The 22,632-nt window shown below is 37.8% G+C and carries 21 protein-coding genes and 1 pseudogene; 10 read left to right on the top strand and 12 right to left on the bottom strand.

Going from position 1 to position 22,632, the window contains the following annotated elements; genetic code table 11:
- The first annotated feature begins 7 nt into the window (after positions 1 to 7).
- Genes EXE09_RS13195 through coaE form a run of 3 tightly spaced genes read left to right on the top strand, consistent with a single transcriptional unit; the run spans position 8 to position 2,744 of the window.
- Positions 8 to 1,234 carry a type II secretion system F family protein gene (locus EXE09_RS13195; protein WP_130117589.1) on the top strand — a complete coding sequence of 409 codons (1,227 nt, stop codon included), beginning with the start codon at positions 8 to 10 and terminating at the stop codon, positions 1,232 to 1,234.
- Positions 1,234 to 2,094, top strand: coding sequence for a prepilin peptidase (locus EXE09_RS13190; protein WP_130117588.1), 861 nt, complete (start codon positions 1,234 to 1,236; stop codon positions 2,092 to 2,094). The genes EXE09_RS13195 and EXE09_RS13190 overlap by 1 nt, the downstream gene beginning before the upstream one ends.
- 38 nt (positions 2,095 to 2,132) lie before the next feature.
- Complete coding sequence (gene coaE / locus EXE09_RS13185; RefSeq protein WP_130117587.1) at positions 2,133 to 2,744, top strand: dephospho-CoA kinase; 612 nt, start codon at positions 2,133 to 2,135, stop codon at positions 2,742 to 2,744.
- 12 nt (positions 2,745 to 2,756) lie between these two features.
- Here the strand turns inward: coaE and EXE09_RS13180 are convergent, their stop codons facing one another.
- The 4 genes from EXE09_RS13180 to EXE09_RS13165 all read right to left on the bottom strand — a co-directional run bounded on the left by EXE09_RS13180 (position 2,757) and on the right by EXE09_RS13165 (position 6,378).
- Complete coding sequence (locus tag EXE09_RS13180; RefSeq protein ID WP_130117586.1) at positions 2,757 to 3,674, bottom strand: DMT family transporter; 918 nt, start codon at positions 3,672 to 3,674, stop codon at positions 2,757 to 2,759.
- Between the two features lie 56 nt (positions 3,675 to 3,730).
- Positions 3,731 to 4,483, bottom strand: a complete 753-nt coding sequence (gene rlmB / locus EXE09_RS13175; RefSeq protein WP_068973848.1) for a 23S rRNA (guanosine(2251)-2'-O)-methyltransferase RlmB — start codon at positions 4,481 to 4,483, stop codon at positions 3,731 to 3,733.
- Between the two features lie 177 nt (positions 4,484 to 4,660).
- The gene (locus EXE09_RS13170) at positions 4,661 to 4,984 is read right to left on the bottom strand and encodes a pyrimidine/purine nucleoside phosphorylase (RefSeq protein WP_068973849.1); all 324 of its coding nucleotides are present in this window, start codon (positions 4,982 to 4,984) and stop codon (positions 4,661 to 4,663) included.
- 83 nt (positions 4,985 to 5,067) lie between these two features.
- The gene (locus EXE09_RS13165) at positions 5,068 to 6,378 is read right to left on the bottom strand and encodes a tetratricopeptide repeat protein (RefSeq protein WP_130117585.1); all 1,311 of its coding nucleotides are present in this window, start codon (positions 6,376 to 6,378) and stop codon (positions 5,068 to 5,070) included.
- A 113-nt stretch (positions 6,379 to 6,491) separates the two neighbouring features.
- Here EXE09_RS13165 and recN point away from each other — a divergent pair, with 113 nt between their 5' ends.
- Positions 6,492 to 8,153: a DNA repair protein RecN gene (gene recN, locus EXE09_RS13160; protein ID WP_130117584.1), complete on the top strand. Its 1,662-nt coding sequence runs from the start codon at positions 6,492 to 6,494 to the stop codon at positions 8,151 to 8,153.
- Positions 8,154 to 8,240: 87 nt separating this feature from the next.
- On the opposite strand, the gene EXE09_RS13155 is transcribed toward recN, so the two are convergent.
- Genes EXE09_RS13155 through EXE09_RS13140 form a run of 4 tightly spaced genes read right to left on the bottom strand, consistent with a single transcriptional unit; the run spans position 8,241 to position 11,626 of the window.
- Positions 8,241 to 9,233 (bottom strand): CsgG/HfaB family protein, encoded by a 993-nt coding sequence (locus EXE09_RS13155; protein WP_130117583.1) that lies wholly within the window; start codon positions 9,231 to 9,233, stop codon positions 8,241 to 8,243.
- 54 nt (positions 9,234 to 9,287) lie between these two features.
- A complete protein-coding gene (lpoB, locus tag EXE09_RS13150; RefSeq protein WP_068973852.1) occupies positions 9,288 to 9,884 on the bottom strand; it encodes a penicillin-binding protein activator LpoB in 597 nt (198 codons plus the stop codon).
- Positions 9,885 to 9,896: 12 nt separating this feature from the next.
- A complete protein-coding gene (locus EXE09_RS13145; RefSeq protein WP_068973853.1) occupies positions 9,897 to 10,301 on the bottom strand; it encodes a DUF1425 domain-containing protein in 405 nt (134 codons plus the stop codon).
- Between the two features lie 23 nt (positions 10,302 to 10,324).
- The gene (locus EXE09_RS13140) at positions 10,325 to 11,626 is read right to left on the bottom strand and encodes a COG3014 family protein (RefSeq protein ID WP_228257212.1); all 1,302 of its coding nucleotides are present in this window, start codon (positions 11,624 to 11,626) and stop codon (positions 10,325 to 10,327) included.
- A 430-nt stretch (positions 11,627 to 12,056) separates the two neighbouring features.
- On the opposite strand from EXE09_RS13140, the gene EXE09_RS13135 reads away from it, so the two are divergent.
- Genes EXE09_RS13135 through EXE09_RS13125 form a run of 3 tightly spaced genes read left to right on the top strand, consistent with a single transcriptional unit; the run spans position 12,057 to position 13,805 of the window.
- On the top strand, positions 12,057 to 12,611 hold the full coding sequence (locus EXE09_RS13135; protein WP_068973855.1) for a YqgE/AlgH family protein: 555 nt from the start codon (positions 12,057 to 12,059) through the stop codon (positions 12,609 to 12,611).
- Positions 12,604 to 13,077, top strand: coding sequence for a Holliday junction resolvase RuvX (gene ruvX, locus EXE09_RS13130; protein ID WP_130117581.1), 474 nt, complete (start codon positions 12,604 to 12,606; stop codon positions 13,075 to 13,077). Before EXE09_RS13135 ends, ruvX begins: the two co-directional genes overlap by 8 nt.
- 14 nt (positions 13,078 to 13,091) lie before the next feature.
- Positions 13,092 to 13,805, top strand: a complete 714-nt coding sequence (locus EXE09_RS13125) for an SDR family NAD(P)-dependent oxidoreductase (protein ID WP_130117580.1) — start codon at positions 13,092 to 13,094, stop codon at positions 13,803 to 13,805.
- Positions 13,806 to 13,860: 55 nt separating this feature from the next.
- Here EXE09_RS13125 and EXE09_RS13120 read toward each other — a convergent pair whose 3' ends face one another.
- The 3 genes from EXE09_RS13120 to EXE09_RS13110 form a co-directional block, all read right to left on the bottom strand.
- Positions 13,861 to 14,871, bottom strand: coding sequence for an HlyD family secretion protein (locus tag EXE09_RS13120; protein WP_130117579.1), 1,011 nt, complete (start codon positions 14,869 to 14,871; stop codon positions 13,861 to 13,863).
- 61 nt (positions 14,872 to 14,932) lie between these two features.
- Positions 14,933 to 15,139: a DUF1656 domain-containing protein gene (locus EXE09_RS13115; RefSeq protein ID WP_068973859.1), complete on the bottom strand. Its 207-nt coding sequence runs from the start codon at positions 15,137 to 15,139 to the stop codon at positions 14,933 to 14,935.
- 2 nt (positions 15,140 to 15,141) lie between these two features.
- The gene (locus EXE09_RS13110; RefSeq protein ID WP_130117578.1) at positions 15,142 to 17,241 is read right to left on the bottom strand and encodes an FUSC family protein; all 2,100 of its coding nucleotides are present in this window, start codon (positions 17,239 to 17,241) and stop codon (positions 15,142 to 15,144) included.
- A gap of 592 nt (positions 17,242 to 17,833) precedes the next feature.
- Between EXE09_RS13110 and EXE09_RS13105 the strand changes: the two genes are divergently transcribed.
- On the top strand, positions 17,834 to 18,622 hold the full coding sequence (locus tag EXE09_RS13105; RefSeq protein ID WP_068973861.1) for an IclR family transcriptional regulator: 789 nt from the start codon (positions 17,834 to 17,836) through the stop codon (positions 18,620 to 18,622).
- A 314-nt stretch (positions 18,623 to 18,936) separates the two neighbouring features.
- Positions 18,937 to 19,644, top strand: coding sequence for an NAD(P)H-dependent oxidoreductase (locus EXE09_RS13100; RefSeq protein ID WP_130117577.1), 708 nt, complete (start codon positions 18,937 to 18,939; stop codon positions 19,642 to 19,644).
- Between the two features lie 335 nt (positions 19,645 to 19,979).
- Here EXE09_RS13100 and EXE09_RS13095 read toward each other — a convergent pair whose 3' ends face one another.
- Complete coding sequence (locus EXE09_RS13095) at positions 19,980 to 20,609, bottom strand: alpha-ketoglutarate-dependent dioxygenase AlkB family protein (RefSeq protein ID WP_130117576.1); 630 nt, start codon at positions 20,607 to 20,609, stop codon at positions 19,980 to 19,982.
- Between the two features lie 212 nt (positions 20,610 to 20,821).
- Here EXE09_RS13095 and EXE09_RS13090 point away from each other — a divergent pair.
- Positions 20,822 to 22,623, top strand: a pseudogene (locus tag EXE09_RS13090) (ABC transporter ATP-binding protein).
- Positions 22,624 to 22,632 lie beyond the last annotated feature (9 nt).

Here is a 22,632-nt window from a genome sequence, read left to right as displayed (position 1 = left end):
TGAAACCATGGCAATTAATAATGCTCAAGTGATGCCAACTTTTACTTATGAAGGAGTTGATCGTAAAGGGGGAAAAATTAAAGGGGAGTTATCAGCAAGGAACTTAGCTCTTGCGAAAGTAACCTTGCGAAAGCAGGGCATCAGCATTAAAACTATCCGTCAAAAGCGTAAAAATATTCTAGAGGGATTATTTAAGAAAAAAATATCCACTTTAGATATTACTATTTTTACCCGACAATTAGCGACAATGATGAAAGCTGGTGTTCCGTTAATTTTAAGCTTTGAAATTGTTGCTGAAGGCTTAGAAAATCCAACCATGAGAGATTTAGTTCTCAATTTAAAAAAAGAAGTAGAGGGCGGAAGTACTTTTGCAGATGCTTTACAAAAATACCCACAACATTTCGACCCATTATTTTGCTCTTTAGTCGAGTCTGGTGAAATCTCTGGTGCATTAGAGACAATGCTAGATCGTGTTGCGATCTATAAAGAAAAATCAGAACTTCTTAAGCAAAAAATTAAAAAAGCCATGAAATACCCAATGGCAGTTATTTGCGTTGCAATCATCGTCACCATTATTCTAATGGTTAAAGTTGTTCCTGTGTTCCAAGACTTATTTAGCTCATTTGGTGCTGATCTACCGGCTTTCACCCAAATGGTCGTAAATATGTCGAAATGGATGCAATCTTACTGGTTCCTTATGATTATTGGGATAGGATTAGTCATTACTCTTTTTCTAGAGTCCAAGAAACGTAGTAAAAAATTTCGCAATACACTAGATAAATTGGCTTTAAAACTGCCAATTTTTGGTGATTTAATTTACAAATCCATTATTGCTCGTTATAGCCGTACTTTAGCGACTACTTTCGCTGCTGGTGTACCTTTAATTGATGCACTTAAGTCAACAGCTGGTGCAACCAATAATGTAATTTACGAAGATGCTGTAATGAAAATTCGGGAAGATGTAGCTATTGGTCAACAACTTAATTTTGCAATGAAGACATCCAACTTATTTCCTTCAATGGCAGTTCAAATGGTTGCCATTGGCGAAGAATCAGGTGCATTGGATACCATGCTAGATAAAGTTGCAACACACTTTGAAAATGAAGTGGATAATGCTGTTGATGGCTTAACTTCGATGATGGAACCACTCATCATGGCTATACTTGGTGTACTTGTTGGTGGTCTCGTAATTGCAATGTATCTTCCAATCTTCCAAATGGGTTCAGTAGTTTAATGCAAGAACTTCTCGATTATTTGATTCAAACACCAACGGCACTTTATTTGACTGTTGGTGTGTTTAGTTTGTGCATTGGTAGTTTTTTAAATGTTGTCATTTACAGAACACCCAAAATGATGGAACAAGAGTGGCATACTGACTGTCAACTTCTGCTTCATCCAGAGCAGCCCATCATTGATGAAGAAAAACTCAGTTTAAGCAAACCAGCTTCAACATGCCCAAAATGCAAAACCTCAATTCGTTGGTATCAAAATATACCTGTTATTAGTTGGTTAGCATTAAGAGGAAAATGCGGTACTTGCCAAAACCCGATTAGTATTCGCTATCCATTTATCGAATTACTGACTGCTGTTTGCTCTTTAATCGTCGTTGCTGTTTTTGGACCAACTTTACAAATGGTTTTCGGGGTCTTTTTAACATGGATGCTGATTACCCTCACCTTTATTGATTTTGATACCCAACTGCTCCCAGATCGCTTCACTCTGACACTCGGTGCGATTGGCTTAGGCATTAACAGTTTTAACATATACACCACTGCAACATCAGCAATCTGGGGCTATATTATTGGCTTCCTCTGCCTATGGATCGTTTACTATTTATTTAAAATTGTGACTGGTAAAGAAGGCATGGGCTATGGTGATTTTAAATTACTTGCAGCATTGGGCGCATGGATGGGACCATTACTCCTCCCATTAATTATTCTATTGTCATCAGTTGTAGGCGCGATTATTGGAATTATTCTACTCAAAATACGCAAGGAAAATATTCCTTTCGCATTTGGTCCTTATATCGCGATAGCAGGTTGGATTGCTTTCTTATGGGGCGATCAAATCATGAAGATTTATTTAGGACAATAATTTTAAAGTACTTTAAATTATAAAATCAGGAATCAACCATGTCATTTATCTTGGGTTTAACAGGTGGAATTGGTAGTGGCAAATCTGCTGCGAGTCAATGGTTCGAGACCCAAGGAATTACTGTGGTTGATGCTGATATTGTGGCACGAGAAATTGTCGAAAAAGGACAGCCTGCTCTACAACAGATTCAGCAAACTTTCGGTGATTGGGTACTCCTTGAAAATGGTGAACTTGATCGTCGTGCTTTACGTGAATATATTTTCAAAGAACCTGAAGCACGTCATCAACTCGAACAAATCACCCACCCTGCGATCCGCACCTCGATCATTCAACAACTCCAAGCAGCGACGAGTCCCTATGTAATTCTTGTCTCGCCTTTATTGTTTGAAACCAATCAACATCAACTCACACAACATACACTACTGATTGATGCGAGTGAGGATTTACAAATTCTGCGTGCTTCTCAGCGTGATGGACAATCCATTGAACAAATTCAAAAAATTATTGCAGCGCAAATGCCAAGAGAGAAAAAACAAGAGTTGGCTGATGATATTGTGTTAAATGATGGACATATTGATCATTTACACACAAAGCTCGCCCCCTTACACCAGCAATATTTAACTAGATCTAAATACGAATACAGTCAATAAATAGCAGATGGCTTAATCTTTATTTTGTTGTTCTAAACTGGTTTGTAAACTGTCCTTATGAGCAAACCAGCGCCAAGGTTGCAATGCACCGATTCCCATACCAATCAAACCACAAATAATCGCAAGACTTAACGGCTCATTCAGCAACGGTACTGCAATAATTGCAGCGATAAACGGTGCAAGTGTGACAATACTGCCCGTCTTAAACGCGCCCAAACGCTTAATCGCTTCCACATAAGCCAAAGTCGCAATAATCACCACGAACACGCCATGGAAAAGCGTTTGCATAAGCAAATGCGGCATAGTGGCCTGATCAAGATGCTTTGGTAAAAAGAGCAAGTAAATCGGCACATAAATAATCGCTGACCAAATCGCTACACCTGCCATCGAATGCCACGCAGACAGCTTCCACTGCCGCAACAAGACGGTGAATATTCCCCACCAAATCGCACTACAGAAGAATAGAAAATCACCAAAACCAAAAGCAACACCCGTTTCCTCATACATTAGGAAACTCATGGCTGAAATCGCAGTCATCATAATGACCAAGCTGATCCACGTATGCTTATCGAAAGGCTGTTTATATAAAAAGAATCCAGCCAGAGCTGTACATAAAGGAATACAACCATTCAGGAAAATAGCTGCATGTGCTGCGGGGACAAAGTGAAAAGCACTATATGAAGTTAGGCAATAAGCAACCCCACCAATCATAGCGAGAATAAAAGGTTCTTTTTTAAATAAAAATGCCGTGTCTTTTTTATAAAGCAGAATTGGCATTAAGATACAAAATGCCAGAGAAAAACGTAAAGCTGTAATGTCCCAAGGGCTGATATGCCAAATTGCATTCAACCTTGATGTAATGGTAAACCCGCCCCAAATGCACATGGTAATTGCTACATACAAATAGCCTTGGGTACGGGAGGTCATCATGATCTTTCTCTAATTTACAGCGGACTGATAATTAAATTGACACTAAAAATAGTGAATTAGCTTGTTTGTCGTTGACGGCATGCTTCATACAACGCCATCCCTGTTGCCACACTGACATTTAAACTTTGTAGGTTTCCAGACATTGGAATAAAGACAGTTTGATCACAATGAGACTGAGTAATTGGACGCAAACCAGTATCTTCAGCCCCCATCACCACACAGACTGCTGTACCTGTAAAATCAAATTTTTGAATTGGTAATGCTTTCTCATCCAACATTGTACCAACAACACGGACATTGTAGTTTTCTTTGATTTGACCCAATGTACGTGCCAAGTTAGTCACTTGAATAAACTTCACTTTTTCAGCACCACCTGCCGCAACTTTACGTGCAGTCGGTGTTAAAGTCGCAGAACGATCACGTGGTACGATCACTGCTTCAACGCCCATTGCCGCAGCCGTTCGGATACAAGCACCGAGATTGTGTGGATCAGTAATATGATCCAAAGCCAATAATAATGGTTGATTCGAAGACTCAAGTAATTGATCTAGGTCTTTTTCATTCAGCACAGGATGTGGACGTACTGCAGCCACGACACCTTGATGGAAAGGTTGCCCTGCCAGTTTTTCTAAACTTTCACGGCTGGCTTTTTGCACACTGATTCCAAATGGTTCAGCCAGTTGTAAAATCTTTTGCAAACGCTGATCATCACGTCCTTTCAAGGTAAATAAGGTCAAAACACGCTCAGGTTCTAACTCCAATAATGACTCCACAGAATGAACGCCATAATAATATTCGGACTTCGCCATGAACGACCTCATTAACAACACGATAATAGAAATATAGAAATGAAAAATCCTGCAAAGCCAACTTTACAGGATTTTATTTGATGATCTAGTCTAACCGATTTAGCTTAAAAATTCTTTGCTTATTTTCCAAACTCGTAAAGACAATCCAATCTACACTTTGAAAAATGGAGCTTTAGATTAACCTTCTAAATGGCATACATAATCTAAAACATCATCTGTTTCGATTTTAAAACGGCTATTGCCTGGTACATAGAATGACTGACCTGCACGGAACAATTCACTTTCTTCACTGTCTGCAATTTTAACGCGACATTCACCAGAAATGATTTCCATACGTTCAGGTACATGTGTTTCAAAAGTTAAAGCTTCTTCTGATGGAAGAATCACGCCTAAAGTTTTTTTCGTTCCGTCTTCAAATTGAACAGTGTGACTAATACATAAACCGCCAAAATATACATTCGATTTTTTTACTACGGATACATGATCGTACTGAGTTGACATGCGTATTCTCCAGATAATGCGCATTTATAAAAATTATGTTTTGAGTAGTTTAATGTTGCCTCACCAACTAATCAATCTATGTTTCATTCATTGTTTTCAAATAAGTCTACTTGTATTTTCCAATTTTGCTTTTCGATCTGTCGTGCATATGACCTTGGTACATCCAATATAATCTGCTGATCTTTTGTGACATCTGCAATATATCGACACACTTGTTGTTCATTTTCATCTAGCAAGGTCCAAAAAACCTGTTTCTGATTTGGAAATTTTACGCCTAATTTCAAATTTCCAGAACCTTCATTCATCCCAATATGAAACTGGCTTAAGTCTTCAAAACCAGTATATTGTTCATGTTTTGGAAATGGCATAGCATCCACTTCAAAACTTTGGCTGTCATGAATCAAGACACTTTGCTTGATCGTAGACCAAATCGCATAGCGTAAAAAATGCTGATCTATAACACGTGTATTGGAAAAGCGCCCAGTAACAATAAAATCACGAATCAACTGTTCAATATTCTCAAACATGCCATAACAGCCGCCCCACATCCCTGCAAGAATTAGCTCAGTATGTGAATATGAATCATGCATGGTATGAAACCATTTATCACTCTTCAACCACGCATCTACAGCGGCTTTTTCACGATACGATACCAGTGAATCAGCATCACGAATCAAAAAGCGCTTAACGGTCGGATCATCCATCACAAAAAAGCGCCAAAACAGCCCAGACAATTGATTTTGAGCTTGTGTCACTTCAACAACTTCTGCACCTTTTTCTCTGAGTCGCTGTTTGACCAGATCCGTTACCGTGTCATTGACATAAAAACGGCACGTCCACTCAGGATAAATCTCTTTAACCAAATCCACATTAATAATGGAAGTTTCACAATAACGTGCCAAATTTCCAAACAATGAAAATGCAATGATATTTTCTTTTGGCTGATGTGGATTAAATGCTTCAGGTGGTGTTTGGATGTGTTTCAGGATTGGCTCATTACTCACCATATTTTTTTTAGTTTCTAAAGCCAATCGCCCATATTGGACAAGCTCATCTTTTTTATTTAAAAAATGGCATACTTCTGCTAAACCATCATAAATATTGGGGTCAACTTTAGCACCACTATATTTAATTGCTTTTTTATAATGATCATATGCCAAATCAAATTTATGCAATCTTAATTCTGTATATGCTAAATCCATCAAAATACTTGGATGTTGTGGCAAAATTTGATGTGTTGGAAGAATCTTTTGGTATGCTTCTTCAAAGTTGTTTCGCGCTAGTGCTGATCTAAATGCTTTAGAGGCAAGATCTAATTTTTTATTTAACTCTGCCGTACTCATTTGTTTGTGCATATTATTTGGAGGCTTAGGCAAAGGTAGTTTCATTTTCATATTAAAATTATTTAGAATGTATAAAATACCTCATATTAGAATATTTTCTGACTTGTGACAAAAACAAAACTTGACTATCTTAGAACCTAATCGTTCGCAGCTTGGATGCGTTTATGCTGACACACTTAAATCTAATCAATTTTGCTTTAGCCGATAACCTTGCCATCGATATTAATCAGGGCTTCAATGTACTCACAGGCGAAACAGGTGCAGGTAAATCATTATTATTAGATGCGTTGTCTGCCTGCTTAGGAGAACGTACTGACACGAACTATGTCCGTTATGGCTCAGAAAAAGCGGATATTACCGCTGTATTTAGTTACCAAGAACATAGCCCAGAAGCTGAATGGTTAAAAACCCATGAACTGGATGATGAATCTGGTGAAATCCATTTAAGACGTGTCATATTTGCCACAGGTCGCAGTAAGGCATGGATTAATGGTCGTCCAAGCAGTCTATCTGAATTAAAAGAAGTTGGACGTTTATTGGTTCAACTTTATAGCCAACACAGTCAACAACAACTCTTAGAACCACCTTATCCAAAGCATTGGATTGATCGCTATAGCAATTTTTATCAACCTGCCCAAGATGTTCGCAATGCTTATGGTACATGGCAAAAAAATATTCGTACCCATCAAGCCGCGATTGATGCTCAAGCCAATCGTTTACAGCGTATAGGCACCTTAGAACTACAAATCGAAGAACTCGAAGAACTTGTACAGATCGACTATAAAGAAATAGAACAAGAGTTTGACCGCCTCAGTCACCATGAACACATCATGCAAGACTGTAGTTATAGCATCAATGTACTTGATGAATCTGAGCAGAATATTAGCCAAGAAATCTCTTCGATTATTCGTCGTTTAGAGTCACATGCAGGACGTAGCGAACAACTATCTGAGATTTATAATTCGCTGATTAATGCGCAAAGTGAAATTGATGATGCAACTGCAAATTTACGTCAATTCATTGACCGTCAAAGTTTTGATCCTGAACGCATGGATGAGTTAAATACTCAACTTGAAGTTTTTCATCGCTTAGCCAGAAAATACCGTATTCAACCTGATGAGTTAAAACAACAGTATGAAACTTGGCAGCATGAACTTGAACAGTTACATCAACTTGAGGATCCTGAAACACTGGCCGAACAAGTTGAACAATCGCATCAAGTCTTTATCGAGAAAGCACAATATCTTGATCAAATCCGTCGTGATGCCGCTGAACCTTTAGCCAAACAATTAACGGAACAAGTCAAACAGTTGGCACTACCCGAAGCTCATTTTGAATTTAAATTTGAACCTCTAGAGCAAGTTTCTGCTGAAGGACTCAGTTTCATTCAACTGTTATTTACTGCGAATAAAGGCATTCCACCACAGCCGTTGGCACGTGTTGCATCGGGCGGTGAATTGTCCCGTATTGCCCTCGTCATGCAAGTGATGAATGCTGAAAAAACCGATGCTGAAGTGTTGGTATTTGATGAAATCGATGTCGGGATCAGTGGTGGGACCGCTGAAATTGTCGGTCGACTCTTGGGTAGTTTGGGGCAACATGTACAGATCTTATGTATTACCCATCAAGCCCAAGTTGCAGCACAATCCGATCAGCATTTACTGGTGAAAAAATTACAAACTGATCCTGCAAGCAGTACCATTGTTGAGCTTGAAGAAGATCAACGTATTTTAGAATTGGCACGAATGACGGGCGGTATTGAAATTAGTGAAACGACTTTGCAACATGCCAAACAGTTACGACAACTTAAGTTTCAACATGCTTAAGCTTAAATGGCAATCACTCAAAAATAGAGTCAAAAAAACCAGTCATCGAAATGACTGGTTTTTTATTGTCAGAATAATAAATCTCAATTAATCCCACTTAATCGGTTTTTCACTTGACCCAGGTGTCATATCATAAGTTGGGGTAAAACTTGAACCTTGATTGCCATAAGTACCTGCCGAAGGCTGTAACTTCAAGCCCGCCAATACTTCTTGACTCAGTCCTTGTGCAACTTTTTCAGCACTATTCTCATCTAAATTGTTATTCAACATATTTTGAAAAGAACTATTGTTTAAAGCGCGATTGAATGTTCCTGAAGCTACCACTTTACTCGTATTCGCTTCGATTACACGCCAAGTTAAACGGATTTGTTCAGCACCTTTATTCAAACCATACATTCGATCTGAATTTGCAGCAGACAAATTATTAATACGCCCAACCAATAAATAGTCAGCACCTACTTTTTGGCCAATACGCGCCATTTCTTGTGGTGCGCCATCCCATTGTAAGAATGCATTTTCATACATCATTTCTTCAAGATAGTGACGATCAACCAGACTCAATTGACCTGATTGTGCAAGATAATTGCCTAAAACATCGGCTAGTTCTACACTAAATTCACCAGCTGAATCTGTTGCTGCAGAACGATTATTCTTCTCTGCAAATTGGAATGGTAGAACAGCAATTCGACGTAAATGTTGATCTTGAACTGTAGACTGAAATTGAACTACATGTGCGCGAACTTTAGCACGATAGTTATTTTTTGAGCCCGTTACACTCAATACTTGGAATTTTGTTACCGAACCTGATCCAGTATTATCCACGCTAAATACAGGTGAAACTTTACCTGAATATTTCCACTGATTATTGCTCACAGACATTTCAACTGTTTCTTCAATATCAGCACGTGGAGCAACCGATGCACCATTAACAGACTGTACAGCAATTAAAAGTGCTTCAGAAATGGCTTGATGTTGTGTTGCACCGCTTCCAGTTGCTTCTTTAACCACTTCCTTTAGAGCTGCAAATGCGCTGCTACTGCACACTCCTGCTAAAATTGCGGCAAGTAATATTTTTTTCATCATTCTCATCTTCAAGAAAAAAAGCGACTGCCTCAAACAGTCGCTAAAATGATTTTATAAGCCAAATGCTGAACGTTTTGCTGATTTACGAATTTCTTTTTCGCTTGTCCATTCAACGATACCCGTTTGAACGTTTTGTAGTTTTAAAGTGAATTTATAATAAACATCGCTCTTACCACCGACATTTTTCACGATACTTGAAAGGTTACCGTTAAGCATGTATTCAGCACCAATATGACCACCTGCTTTTACAGAAGTCGCTTGATTCACTAAACCACTATTTTTTTGATAGTTCAATTGATCTGCCATCGCATTGGCAGCAGTCATATCAACAAAACGGAATTTACCCGAATTGATCAATTTGTTTTGAATCGTGTCAGTGATTGATTCAGTATCGATATGCTCTTGAGTTTTGTTGCGAATTTTATCTACAAACATCACTGGACGACGGTTTTGCGTCAATTGCACAACGACAGGGAATGACAACATATCTGTCACCATTTTATCGGCAATCATTTGTAGATCTGTAGAACCAAAATCTTTGTTTAATGTTTCAACAGACTGCGCATCACCATAATTCACCTGAGTGCTTGCACAACCCGTTAATGCAACTACAGTGGCAACCGAAGCCAAAACTAATTTCATATTCATGGATCTATTTCCTTAATTACCTTTTAAATAAACAATGACATCAACAGCCGATGGATTTGGTGCAACAGATTGAACCGTTTTCGTTTCACGACCTGCCAATTGAATTGGTTTCCAGATTGAACTTTCTGGGCTAATTTCCATGTTATTTGCATCGACCCAAACAATTTTGTATAAAAATTCTTTGGTCACAAACCAATCACCCTTAATGCCTAAAGAAACTTTTTTCAAATCCCCTGCATAAGCCATTGAGATACGCTCAGCTGAAACTTTGGTGTTTAACCATGGGTTATTCCCCACTGTTTTCACAGAATAAGTGCCATCTGCAGCTGTTTTGGTCGACAGTGCATTTGGCGCTGTACAGCCCACAACTGTTGCAGAAAGCACACCCAATAAACTGAGCTTTAATAATGTTTTCATTGCATTTTCTCTAATTTAAAAAATTAATAACTGATGGTACTGATACTGGTCGTGATACGCTCATTCACATCATTGACATAAACAAATACGGTTTGATTCGCTGCCACATCCAAACTCACAGGCTCACTGTTAGCACGTTTTCCAAAAATCTGTAGATTGTGCTTTCCTGGTGCGACATCAAAGCGCGCGATTTGGGTATTACTCGGTAAGGTTGACCATGCACGTAAATCTGCACGTTCTGTAGCAATATTCATCAAGTTGCCAGCCAACTGTCCTAGAGAACCGAGTTGCTGTCCCAATTGTTGTTGAGCTGCATATTTAGTCGTTGCACGCAGAATTTGACTGGTGACCGTTCCCATCATTTTTTCTTTTAAATCTTTTACTGCAAGTGCGCCAATATCATTCAATACAAAGCTGCGTTGTGCTTTATTGCCCAGTTTGATATTTAGACTTTCAGGATTGACATAAGTACTTGGTTCATAAGTTGCAAATGCAATATTCATGATGCCGTTTGGCATCGGTAAAGCCAGTTTGTTTTCAATTTTTTTAGGTACAATTCCTTGTTCGATAAACACAATAACTGGCACAGCACCTTTACCACGAGCTGGACTACGATCTAAACGTTGCACATCTTTGGCTAAGTTTGTATCTGGTTGCAATTCATAAGCTTTTTTATAATCAACCAAAGCATCATTGGATTCACCAACGGCTTCCCAAAGATTGGCAGCCATATAAAATGCATAGGCATTTTGGTAAGTATTTTTGATTTTCCCAGCAATCGTATTTAGTCCTGCGAAAGCTTCATCGACATTTTCTAAAGCTGGATTACTCGGTTCATTCTTACTGGCTTTTGCAGACTTCTTCTCTAACTCTTTTTCATGATCAATTTCAATTTCACGCTGAATACGTTGTGCAATTCGCATTTCAACACTTGCAGCTTCTGAATCTTTTAAAAAGATATAGTTTTTCGCTTGAGAAATATGTGCAAGAACTTGCTCATAAGGGGGTACATCATAAGGTACGATTGAATCGTTACTCAGCATCGAAAGTGCTTTAAAACCAAGGCGAGAAACACTGACTTTGGCACGATTATTTTGCTTTTCTAGTAATTCAAAGGCTTTTTTATACACATCAGCACTTTCTTCATACTGATGATTCACTTGTAATAGACGTGCTTTTTCTAAGTTGTACAGCACGGCGTCTTTAGAAGATAGATTTTTATCAAATTTGGCTAAAGTTGGTGCTGAGATCTGACTATTCAAATCACTTCTAAAAAGTGCCCCATCTTCTTCATATGTACTAAAAACCCCTGCTTGAACACTCATGGATAAAGCCAATGATAGACAAGCGACCCCAATATTTTTCGTGAATGAAAATTCCATAATATTATGATTATTAATAAAGTATGCGCGAGATATTACAAATCAATAACAATAGTTTCAATATTCATCTTGAATATTGAAATTATATAAAAATTACATCTTCAACATATACTAAACAAAATTACATCGAATGATCAGTGAATCATATTTTTTAACCGTATTCATTTAATTTAGATTAAATATCAAGCAAATTATTATTTTTATTCAATGGTTTGTTTGATTGTTTTTTAAACATATTGAGTTTTAATATGGCATATTTTTCACACCTTTGTAAGAATCATCAAACTATTTCTTTGAAGTATGCTATTTATATAGACATGAATATTCTTAAAAAATTAAAAACTTAATTTGAATGGATTAAAGGAGTTGCATATTGAGCAAACAATATCTTTCACATCGTTGTCTAATTGCACCACCTGAAATGGCAGATGATTTCTTTGCCAATACAGTCATTTATATCGCTCGACACGATGAAGAGGGTGCTCAAGGCATTATTATCAACCGACCTTCGGGGATTCAAGTCAAAGAACTTTTAAATGATCTTGAAATAGAAGCAGATAATGTTCATCCACATGAAGTGTTGCAAGGTGGCCCTTTACGTCCTGAAGCAGGCTTTGTGTTACATACAGGTCAACCGACTTGGCATTCGTCGATTGCTGTTGGGGAAAATCTGTGTATCACCACAAGTAAAGATATTTTAGATGCAATTGCCCATAATGAAGGCGTAGGACGCTATCAAATTGCGTTGGGCTATGCCAGTTGGACGAAGAACCAACTTGAAGGTGAAATTTCTCGTGGTGATTGGTTAGTCTGCGATTCTGATATGGATTTGGTATTTAATTTACCTTATACCGACCGTTGGGATGCTGCATATCGTAAAATAGGCATTGATCGTACTTGGTTATCTTCTGAGATTGGACATGCCTGATTTAAATCCACCGCAACAAGCTTCCTCACAAAATACTTCTCCAAAATTAATTATGGCTTTTGATTTTGGTACACAAAAAATGGGAATGGCGGTGGGTTCTTCACTGATTGAAAGTGCTACACCGCTTGCACTTTTCCCGATGAAAGATGGGATTCCAAATTGGGATGAGCTTTTAAAAATTGTAAAACAGCATCAACCGAATTTATTTTTAGTCGGTTTACCGCTGAATATGGACGATTCCGAATCTGAATTATCGACCCGCGCCCGTAAATTTGCGCGTCGTATTCGTCATCAAACCAATATTGAAACCTTCATGGTCGATGAGCGTTTAACCACCCGTGAAGCACGTGATGAGTTGGAGCATTATCAAGCTCAAGGTCGTGGGAAAAAAATATCTGCGGATAGTATTGCCGCCGCCTTATTTATCGAAAGTTGGTATCGTAATCCTGAAGGCTTAACGCCTTAAGCAGAGTATTCAAAATGTCAAAAACCTTTGTAATTTACGGTGTCAGTAAAGGCTTAGGACAAGCTATTCTACAGACAGTCCCTCAAATACAAGATCAGGTTTTTGGAATTTCTCGCTCAAAACCTGCTTGCGATCTCCCCCTTTTCCATTGGATTTCTACAGACCTCTCTAAGCCTGAGCAAGCAAGAGATTGTGTTAAAAATCAAATTCAAAAACAAAGTGTTGATTATCTAATTTACAATGTTGGTATTTGGGAAGAAAAAGCTTTTGATGCTGATTATGACTTTGAACAATGTTCTGATTTAGAAATATCCAATCTAATTCATACCAATATACAATCCTGTATTTTGACAATTCAATCCTTACTTGAGAATTTACGTCTTTCCCCAAATGCTAAAATTATATTAATTGGCTCAACATGGGGACTCGATAACCACTCAGGAAAGGAAGTTGTATTTTCAGCGAGTAAATTTGCATTAAGAGGCATTGTACACGCACTCAGAGAAACCCTACGCAAAGACCAGATCGGCATTAGCATCCTAAATCTAGGCTATTTAGCCACTGAGTTTGATATAAATACACCTGTCGATGAAGTATTACAAAAAAGCGATCATCAATTCATTCCCTTACAAGATGTGATTTTAGCAATCAAATTTATTTTATCGACCAGCAAAGCGAGCTGTGTAAAAGAAATTGATATGCCTGCAATGGCTGACTCAAACCTATAAAAAACCCACCTCACGGTGGGTCAAAAGTTGAATGATAAGAATCAGTTTGAAGCTACTATTTTTTCGGTTTTTCCAAAATATGCACAGTCACGGTACGCCCTGCGACAAATGCTAATGAATCATGTGGAACATCATCTAACACAATTTTTACAGGGACACGTTGCGCCAAACGAACCCAACTGAATGTAGGATTCACATTCGCCAATAAGCCTGAAGACGTAGTACGTTCACGGTCTTCGATCCCTGAAGCAATCCCTTGAACATGCCCTTTGTATTTCTCAGAATCACCCATTAACTGAATCGTTGCTGGATCGCCTAAATGAATTTTATTGAGTTTAGTTTCTTCAAAATAACCCACGACATACAGTTGTTTACGATCTAATAAAGCAGCTACAGCTTGTCCAACTTTGACATAATTCCCTGCGCGCAAATCAAAATTAGACAACGTCCCATCCGCTGGAGCAACCACCTCAGAACGTTGCATATTGAGCTGTGCCAAATGTACGCTACTGTTGGCAGCTTCTATTAAGGCTTTTTGCTGTTTAATATTGGCTTCGGCTTGTTGCACAGCCGCTTCAAGTTGCTGATGCTCTGCATGTGATTGATCGCGTGTTGCAAACATTTGATCTTGTTCTTGTTTAGAGATCGCTCCATCCATTAAGTTTGAATAGCGACTGGCATTTTTATCTGCAAGATTAATATTGGCTTTGGATTTGACAATATTGGCTCTGGCTTCTGCAAGCCCTGCTTCCGCTTCCGCCAATCCTGATTGTGCTTTTGCTAAATCTGATTTGGCTTGTTCAACATCTAAAGCTTGGCGTGCTAAATCAATTTTAAATAGAGTCTGCCCTTTTTTCACAGTTTGGTTATCTTGTACCATCACCTCAGTGACCAACCCCGCAATATCTGAGGACACTTGGATCACATCACCACGTACACGACCATCTCGTGTCCACGGTTCAGCATTGTAATAATTCCAAATATGTAGTCCACAAAAGATCGCGATGATGACCACCACAGCCAAAGAGACTGGGCGTATTACTTTACGCACATCAAACTTATTCATTTCACTTGTCCAATCATTAAACTCTTAAAACAACACAACACCTAGCAACCGATCACGACACTTAAGTGGTGATTTGAATCACCACCCAATGCAAAATCCATAAAATAATCAGATATAAGCTGATATTAAAAATACCAGGCAACGCGATTAAATCTTTCTCAATCAAACGGTCTGTACCGATACAAACAAATTTCCAAATCACAAAAGCGATCACGGCTTGTATCAAAAATATCGGAACATAAATGCCATAAATGTTTAACTCACCCATATTTATGCTCCAATTAAAGTTGTTGTCGTTTGTGTTGCTGTGGCTTGAGTATCTACAACTGAAATATGGCAAATACTATTGCGAATGTTATTGACTGAAATTTCAATACGATGGCGAATATCCTCATCCCCCACAGCTTGTGCATCTGCAACAACTTGAGAAAACTGTTGAATCAATTGATGTTGCAAAGCTTCATCAACTTGATAGCTTTCACGCTCACTTAACCACTGACTCAGTAGAGTTTGTAATTTGGCAATAGACAGCGCAGTAATAGAATCCGCAGGCAGTTTTTTCATCAGCTCTTGTAAACGGGTTAAATCAATCGCAGCACTAGATTCAATCAATGCCTTATTAATTTCCACTTTGAGATGTTCTGACTGAATCATCTTGGTATTCAGCACACCAATACGATCCAGAATACTGCGCAAATGTATTCTAAAACCTGTGCCATAAGGCATAAGAATGGTTTCACGCATGGCTTTATAATGTAGAGCGAGCATCCGTTGCACGGTCATTTCTGGTGACATTGCACGCACCATTTGTACCATGCACACCGCAATCACAGGACCAATCACCGTACCAATAGACGCATCAAAGAATGTCACTTGATCCATGGCATAGCGATTTTGAAGATTTAAACCCATGATCGTGCTCATAATCAAAGGCAAGCCCAAACCATGTAAAGGTGGATGTAGGTACAACATCACACAGAACATGATGAATGGCGCTAAAACCAGTGCTAATTGCCAAAATGCTGTGATATGTGGAAAAATCCCATACGCATAAATAAAGACAAAAAATGCAGCGTAAATACTGGCACGAATGAACATTTTTAATGCAGGCACTGGATCATCTAAAAAGGTCAAAATACATGCACTGATCGCTGCCATTTCAGCCATCATAAAACCCATTTTCCAACCACTCAGTATCCAAAATGAGCACGCTATAAGTGTGGTAAGAAATGCAGATAAACCACCACGTACTGCAACACCATAATCACGATGTAAACTTGGATAGGTTGTGGTCAACGGTGCTATCGATTCAGGTAATGTGCTATCGCCTTTTTGGATGCGTTGCCAAATTAACTGTACGGCACGAACATTTTGAATAAAATGGCGAATATCCATTTTCAAACTGCCTAGAATGACCTGCTGTTCAGATGTTGCATGTAGCGCAATATTTTGAAAATCTGAATCAAAGTTCTCTGGTAAATGCTTTAACTCATGATCTTCTAAGTTTTTTTGCTGATCTAAAAACTGATCAATACTTTGATGGAATTCGCGGAGATATGGGCGATAATTTAAATCAATTTGATCAAGCTGTTTCATCCGTTCAGACATTGCAACCAGATTGGCAACCAACATTGTCATTTGATGTAATAACTCTTGTAGCGGTTTGGTCATGCCTTTAAATTTTGATTTTTCATAACTCAAATGCTCTGCCATGGTATGAATATCCGAAGTATCTCGTGTGATATTGGCTAAGAGTTGCGTGTAATTATCTAAATGTTTAGGATCGGATAAAATTGAGTCAAACGCTTGTTTGGTATCTGCTAAAGTTTTCGACACTCGCATTTGTACCACAGGTCCAATATGCATCGGAAAGATCGTTGCAGACACTACAGAACCACAGACCACGCCCAGCGAAATTTCTAAAAAGCGTCCGACTGCCATATCAAAAATTGAAACTGTCTCAATGTAATAAATTGAGTTAAAACAAATAATAACCGCGGTATAACCTGCCAACATCACCACATAACTTCGAGGTGAACGATCTATGAGTGACAGGTAGAGACAAATCCCCACCCAAGTTGCCAGTACAAAAACGAATAGCCATGGTGTATTGATCAAATGTGATGTGACGGCGAGTGCAAAAATCGCCCCAAATAATGTACCTAAAAGACGATAGATACTTTTTGAAGCCAACATACCTGAATAAGGGTTTGCTGTGACAAATACGGTACCAATCGCCCAAATCGGATAACTGAGGTTCAATTCAAAGGCGATATAAAGAGCCAACATCCCTGCGATAAAAGTTTTAGTCGCAAAAATCCAATCCAATTTATTGGGTCTAAAAGCCAATAGTGGTTTGATCAGTAACATTTTGCGCTCGCTATAACTTAAATTTTATTTGGCTTCTCCATTGCAATTTTTAACGACTGTCCTTCGGCTTAAAATCTCTGAAAGATACAGCGTCATTATTACAATTTTAGTTGCATACATCACATTTTGATTTTTCAGAGCGACCAAAAAACTGCACCATCTAAATCAATAAACAGTGAAGTTTGTAAAAAATTTAAATATGTGAATAAGCGAACAATAATATGAACATTCAATAGACTTCTTATTGAATGTTTTTGTTCAAATACAACGTTTGAGTAGAGAATGACTCAATTTATGCTGAAATTCTAAGCTTTTCTCAAAGTTTAACTTTCATCATTGGATATTCATATTGCTAATTTTTTCAAAAAAACACCTAAAAGTCAATATTAATATCTTATTTTGATAATTTATTATAATATATTTTAAATAAACATCACCCTATGGTGTACTTTTCTCAAAAACCACACCAAATTGAAAAATGTAGAATCATTTGCATTTACAATGCAAATTTGGCTGTTTTTTTCCGGACAATTTGTTATAACGTAACATTAATTTTTTATTTTTTGATTCTCACTAATTGAGTAGGTCATCAATGGCACTTTCAAGTTTTGGCAAAATTCTCACCGTATTGGATTTATTTTCGGTGTCTCGCCCTGTAATTAATGTTGATGTGATTTGTGAAGAACTTGGCTTATCAAAACCAACCAGCTATCGCTATCTGAAAGAATTAGTTTCAGCCGATATTTTGCAACGCTTAAATGGTACTTCAGGTGATTACACACTTGGACCTAAAATTGCAGTTATGGATTATATTTCCAGAACAACTGATCCTTTGGTTCAAATCAGTAAGCCTTTTATGCAGGAAATTTCAAACCGTACCGAATTGTGCTGTTTACTGACCCATTTGAATGATGACTATTGTATCGACATACATCATGAAGTGTACCGTGATGAAACTCTACTCTCGTATGGTCGTGGCTGCCCTCGCCCTGTATTTATGGGTTCTTCACCTAAAGTCATCATGGCACATCTGCCAAAGCAGAAAATTCATGAATATTACACTCAATTTGCAACACAATTGGCAGAAGCTGGCTTTGCTGAAAACGAAGAAACCTTTGTCAATAAAATGAAGAAAATCAAGAAACAAGGTTACTATTTTTCACAAGGAGAATTAGATCCTAATGTTTCTGGGCTTTCTATTCCAATCAAATTTTCAAGTAAAGAAGCACCAATGGCATTGACCGTACTTGCTTCAAAAAACCGCTTTGAATTTTTAAACCTCCAAAAGCTGATCGAAACACTGCAAGATTCAGCATCGCAGATTGAAAAACGTTATCAAGCCTTATCTGCAAATGACCAACTGACTGAACTGCAACCTTAAACACATTGATAATTTAATATTTTGTAATATTTTTATCACTTGATTAAGTTTAAATATTCTCATAATATGATTATGTTCTTCAGTATTCCATGATATAAACATTGTTTTTACGAAAACAATGTTTCTTCAGAGTAAGAAAGCCTATGCCACCATTTGCATGGGCTTTTTTATACCCAATACTTTTACAATTGAATGTACTTTTCAGCCATAAAAATAATGCTTAAGGTAATTGGCGAAGCATACTGATTTATGAATAATCAAAAAACACTGTAGAAATTGAACAACAAAAAGTTGAGATGGAATTAGAGAAAATTATGAATATCCTCATTGTACACGCACACCCTGAACCACAGTCATTTACCACAGCGCTAAAAGATCATTCGATTCAAGTCTTAAAAGACTTAGGTCACCACGTTGAAGTATCTGATCTTTATGAAATGGATTTTAATCCTGTGGCATCCAAAGCAGACTTTCATAGCCGTGGCAATCCTGAATATTTAAACTATGCCTTAGAACAACGTCATTCTTCTAAAGCACATACGCTGACTGAAGATATTCAAGCTGAAGTCGAAAAAGTCCAACGTGCAGATTTGTTGATTCTCAATTTTCCAATGTATTGGACATCGATGCCTGCAATGTTAAAAGGCTGGATTGATCGCGTCTTTGTTTCAGGCATTTTCTATGGTGGCAAACGTTTTTATAATCATGGTGGGATGGTCGGTAAAAAAGCCATGCTCAGTTTTACCCTCGGTGGACGTGAACACATGTTTGGAGATCATGCGATTCATGGTTCGATTGAAGACCTGCTTTTACCCATTCAACGTGGAACTCTGGCGTATGCTGGCTTTGAAGTACTTCCGCCTTTTGTTGCCTATCATGTCCCTTATATTTCAAATGAAGCTCGTCAACAAATGTTAGTGGATTACCAACAACATTTAAGCAATTTAGAAAATTTAAAAGCTTTAGAATTTCCAAAACTAGAGCAGTTTGATGACAAGCTTTACCCACTGCCTAAAGGATAGAATAATTTGAGTTCAATATGAATTTTCGTCAACATTCGATACGCGGAATCGTCCTTCGCAATTGTTTGAGGCAGGACACAATTCGTTCGTTAATGTTTTTGCGATAATTTTGATATATTTCGGTATCAGACGAGTTCTGCGAATGAGGAGCAACACTCCGTAAGATGGTTTCCTTGCAAAGCTTCACTTCTCATTTTGCCTTATCAAAAGTAACTCGAACCTGAGCAAATTAAAGCATTGCTTTAACAAAGCGCAAGACGCAGTGGTTAGTCCTAATATATGAACAAAACCTATAAGACTCCGTCACAATGAATCTTATGAAAATTGCTAACTCTCTATTTCGATGTATTTGAATAAAAATAACGAAAAGTTAAATTCACACGAGGCTCAGAAATTCGTGTAGATTTCGCCAACATATGTTTCCAATAACGCTGCGTCTGCCCTTGCATCACAATCAACTGACCACTTTGCAATAACAAATCGACTTTTTCAGCTTTCCACTTATGCTTAAAACTAAACTTTCGAGTTGCACCCAAACTCAAAGAAGCAATCACCACCTCTTGCTCAGGTGAAACTAAAGATGGCTCATCATCACTATGCCAACCGACACCTTGCGTGCCATTTTCATACAAATTTGCCAAACAAGAATTATAAAAATGCCCTGTCAGCTTTTCGATGTGTTGTTTTAATCTGAATAATGCGGGATTCCACACATGTGCTTGCTTCACCATTCCTGAATAGTGATATTGATAATTCTCATCACCGTACCAAACCACTTTTCGTTCAGTTTGAAAATATTGACCATGCAAATAGACTTCATCCTGTTGCCAAGCCAAATGCTGAAGAAAATAGTTTAAATACTTTTGGCTTTGCCCATCATCTAAAATTAAGCCACAGTCCTTTACCATCCCATCACAGGGTAGTAAATTGTCATTTTGCTGTGGCTCAAAAAGTTCAAGATTCATGGCTTCAAATACCAATCACAATGATTTTAATCGGACACCTAACATGATGGATTTCGCGTATTGAAACAATGATGAATCTAAATATATTCGCAACAAAATGAAAAAATCTATGTACATTCCCATTTGTGACAATTCAAAACAATTCACAGACTTGTGACAAAAAAAATTCAGCCGTAGACTGCAATTAAGCTTCCCAATAAAAACAACTGTCTATGAATTTATGGCAACTCTTTCAAAAATTACGTCCATTTGTACGACCATACCGATGGCTCGTCATCGTCACACTCGTATTGACTTTAATCGGTTCACTCACCGCACAGGTCAATGCGCTGACACTGAAATATGCCGTAGACAGTATCAATGAATTGCTCCAAACAGGACAAGGTTTAACGCAAGGTTGGCATATTCTCATCACCATTACAGCAGTTTTACTCGGTAAAGAAATCATCAATGCCATTGTACAATTTGGACAAAAATCCTTTGGTGAACGACTCAGAATTTTAATTTCACAAGATTTATCACAAGGCATTATTGAAAAATTTATTACTTATCGTTTAGCTTTTTTTGATCAACAAAACAACCAAGCAGGTAAATTACAAACCCGTATTGATCGTGGTGTGAGCTCTTTGACACGATTGGTGCAAATCTTTTTTATTGATATTTTACCGTTATTTACCAGTGCAATTATTGCGCTTGGGTTAATGTACTATGCCAATTTTTGGGTCGGTTTGGTCGCCACAATTATTGTTCCAATTTACTTCTGGCTGACCTATAAGCAATCACAAAAACTCTCAGGTAAACGTCGTGCTCTGCGCGATAATTTTGAAAAAAAGAATCAAGGAATTCTGAGTATTATCAACTCGATTACGGTGATTAAATCATTTAACAAAGAAGCTGTAGAATCAACCAAACAACTGAATTTACAAAAGTCTCTGACTGAAAATCAGATGCAGACACGTAAAACCAGTTACATCTTTGATGGTTTAAAAACCTTTATTGAACAAGTGGGTGTTGTCCTGATCATCATTCTCACCGCTTATTTTGTCCTTGCAGGTAAAATGAGTATAGGGATGATCATGTATCATGTGTTGTTATTTAATAACGTGTCTGCCCCGATTCGTTCTTTACATCGAATTTATGATGAAATTAACTCAGCGATGATCTATTCAGAGAGCTTCTTTAATATTTTAGAAGCCGATAATGAAATAGAAAAAAGTGGTTCAAACAAGCCTGCCTTACATGGCAAATTTGAACTGGAGAATGTTAATTTTACCTATCCAAATGGCCATCAAGCTCTACATGGCATCAATATGACCATTCAACCGAATAAAATCACAGCATTGGTTGGGCTGTCTGGTGCAGGAAAATCAACGCTGATCAGTTTACTCGATAAGTTCTATTCACCAGACTCGGGGTGCATCAAGCTTGATGGCATTGATCTCGAACAAATTGATACGCATTATTTACGTGAAAATATTGGCTTAGTGCTACAGAAAAATCATATTTTCCAAGGTTCTATTTTAGAAAATATTCGTTATGGTAAAACTGATGCGAGTAATGATGAAGTAATTCAAGCTGCAAAAAAGCATCTATTCATGAGCAAATTTTAAAGCTTCCACATGCTTATGAAGCCGATGCACTTTTATTATCAGGCGGACAACAACAACGCATTGCGCTCGCACGTATGTTCTTGAAGAATCCTCCAATTATCTTTTTAGATGAGCCGACTGCAAGTTTAGACGCGATTGCCACTGAGCAAATTAAACAGAGTTTGGACGAGATCAAACAAGGACGTACCGTGATTATGATTTCACATAGTTTGTCGCAAATTATTGACGCAGATTATACCTATGTAATGAAAGATGGGCATATTGTCGAACACGGCGAACATCATCAGCTTTATCATCAAGAAGGGACATATAAAGAAATTTTTGATGCGATGGCAAAGAGCTTAAATATTGAAAAAATTGCCAAAACTTTTGAAGATGATGCTGAGGACGAAACGCATAGTTGATTGTCTAAG

Origin of the sequence: Acinetobacter sp. WCHAc060025 (genome assembly GCF_004209355.1) — a bacterium.
GTDB classification, from domain to species: domain Bacteria; phylum Pseudomonadota; class Gammaproteobacteria; order Pseudomonadales; family Moraxellaceae; genus Acinetobacter; species Acinetobacter wuhouensis.
The sequence above is the reverse complement of the archived record's forward strand: the minus strand, read 5'-3'. Positions and strand labels throughout refer to the sequence as shown.

What these genes read in the sequence shown, in the direction of transcription:
- EXE09_RS13195 (WP_130117589.1), top strand. Translation starts at nt 8, where the DNA reads ATGGCAATTAATAATGCTCAAGTGATGCCAACTTTTACTTATGAAGGA.
- EXE09_RS13190 (WP_130117588.1), top strand. Translation starts at nt 1,234, where the DNA reads ATGCAAGAACTTCTCGATTATTTGATTCAAACACCAACGGCACTTTAT.
- coaE (WP_130117587.1), top strand. Translation starts at nt 2,133, where the DNA reads ATGTCATTTATCTTGGGTTTAACAGGTGGAATTGGTAGTGGCAAATCT.
- EXE09_RS13180 (WP_130117586.1), bottom strand. Translation starts at nt 3,674, where the DNA reads ATGATGACCTCCCGTACCCAAGGCTATTTGTATGTAGCAATTACCATG.
- rlmB (WP_068973848.1), bottom strand. Translation starts at nt 4,483, where the DNA reads ATGGCGAAGTCCGAATATTATTATGGCGTTCATTCTGTGGAGTCATTA.
- EXE09_RS13170 (WP_068973849.1), bottom strand. Translation starts at nt 4,984, where the DNA reads ATGTCAACTCAGTACGATCATGTATCCGTAGTAAAAAAATCGAATGTA.
- EXE09_RS13165 (WP_130117585.1), bottom strand. Translation starts at nt 6,378, where the DNA reads ATGAAAATGAAACTACCTTTGCCTAAGCCTCCAAATAATATGCACAAA.
- recN (WP_130117584.1), top strand. Translation starts at nt 6,492, where the DNA reads ATGCTGACACACTTAAATCTAATCAATTTTGCTTTAGCCGATAACCTT.
- EXE09_RS13155 (WP_130117583.1), bottom strand. Translation starts at nt 9,233, where the DNA reads ATGAAAAAAATATTACTTGCCGCAATTTTAGCAGGAGTGTGCAGTAGC.
- lpoB (WP_068973852.1), bottom strand. Translation starts at nt 9,884, where the DNA reads ATGAATATGAAATTAGTTTTGGCTTCGGTTGCCACTGTAGTTGCATTA.
- EXE09_RS13145 (WP_068973853.1), bottom strand. Translation starts at nt 10,301, where the DNA reads ATGAAAACATTATTAAAGCTCAGTTTATTGGGTGTGCTTTCTGCAACA.
- EXE09_RS13140 (WP_228257212.1), bottom strand. Translation starts at nt 11,626, where the DNA reads ATGAGTGTTCAAGCAGGGGTTTTTAGTACATATGAAGAAGATGGGGCA.
- ruvX (WP_130117581.1), top strand. Translation starts at nt 12,604, where the DNA reads ATGCCTGATTTAAATCCACCGCAACAAGCTTCCTCACAAAATACTTCT.
- EXE09_RS13125 (WP_130117580.1), top strand. Translation starts at nt 13,092, where the DNA reads ATGTCAAAAACCTTTGTAATTTACGGTGTCAGTAAAGGCTTAGGACAA.
- EXE09_RS13120 (WP_130117579.1), bottom strand. Translation starts at nt 14,871, where the DNA reads ATGAATAAGTTTGATGTGCGTAAAGTAATACGCCCAGTCTCTTTGGCT.
- EXE09_RS13115 (WP_068973859.1), bottom strand. Translation starts at nt 15,139, where the DNA reads ATGGGTGAGTTAAACATTTATGGCATTTATGTTCCGATATTTTTGATA.
- EXE09_RS13110 (WP_130117578.1), bottom strand. Translation starts at nt 17,241, where the DNA reads ATGTTACTGATCAAACCACTATTGGCTTTTAGACCCAATAAATTGGAT.
- EXE09_RS13105 (WP_068973861.1), top strand. Translation starts at nt 17,834, where the DNA reads ATGGCACTTTCAAGTTTTGGCAAAATTCTCACCGTATTGGATTTATTT.
- EXE09_RS13100 (WP_130117577.1), top strand. Translation starts at nt 18,937, where the DNA reads ATGAATATCCTCATTGTACACGCACACCCTGAACCACAGTCATTTACC.
- EXE09_RS13095 (WP_130117576.1), bottom strand. Translation starts at nt 20,609, where the DNA reads ATGAATCTTGAACTTTTTGAGCCACAGCAAAATGACAATTTACTACCC.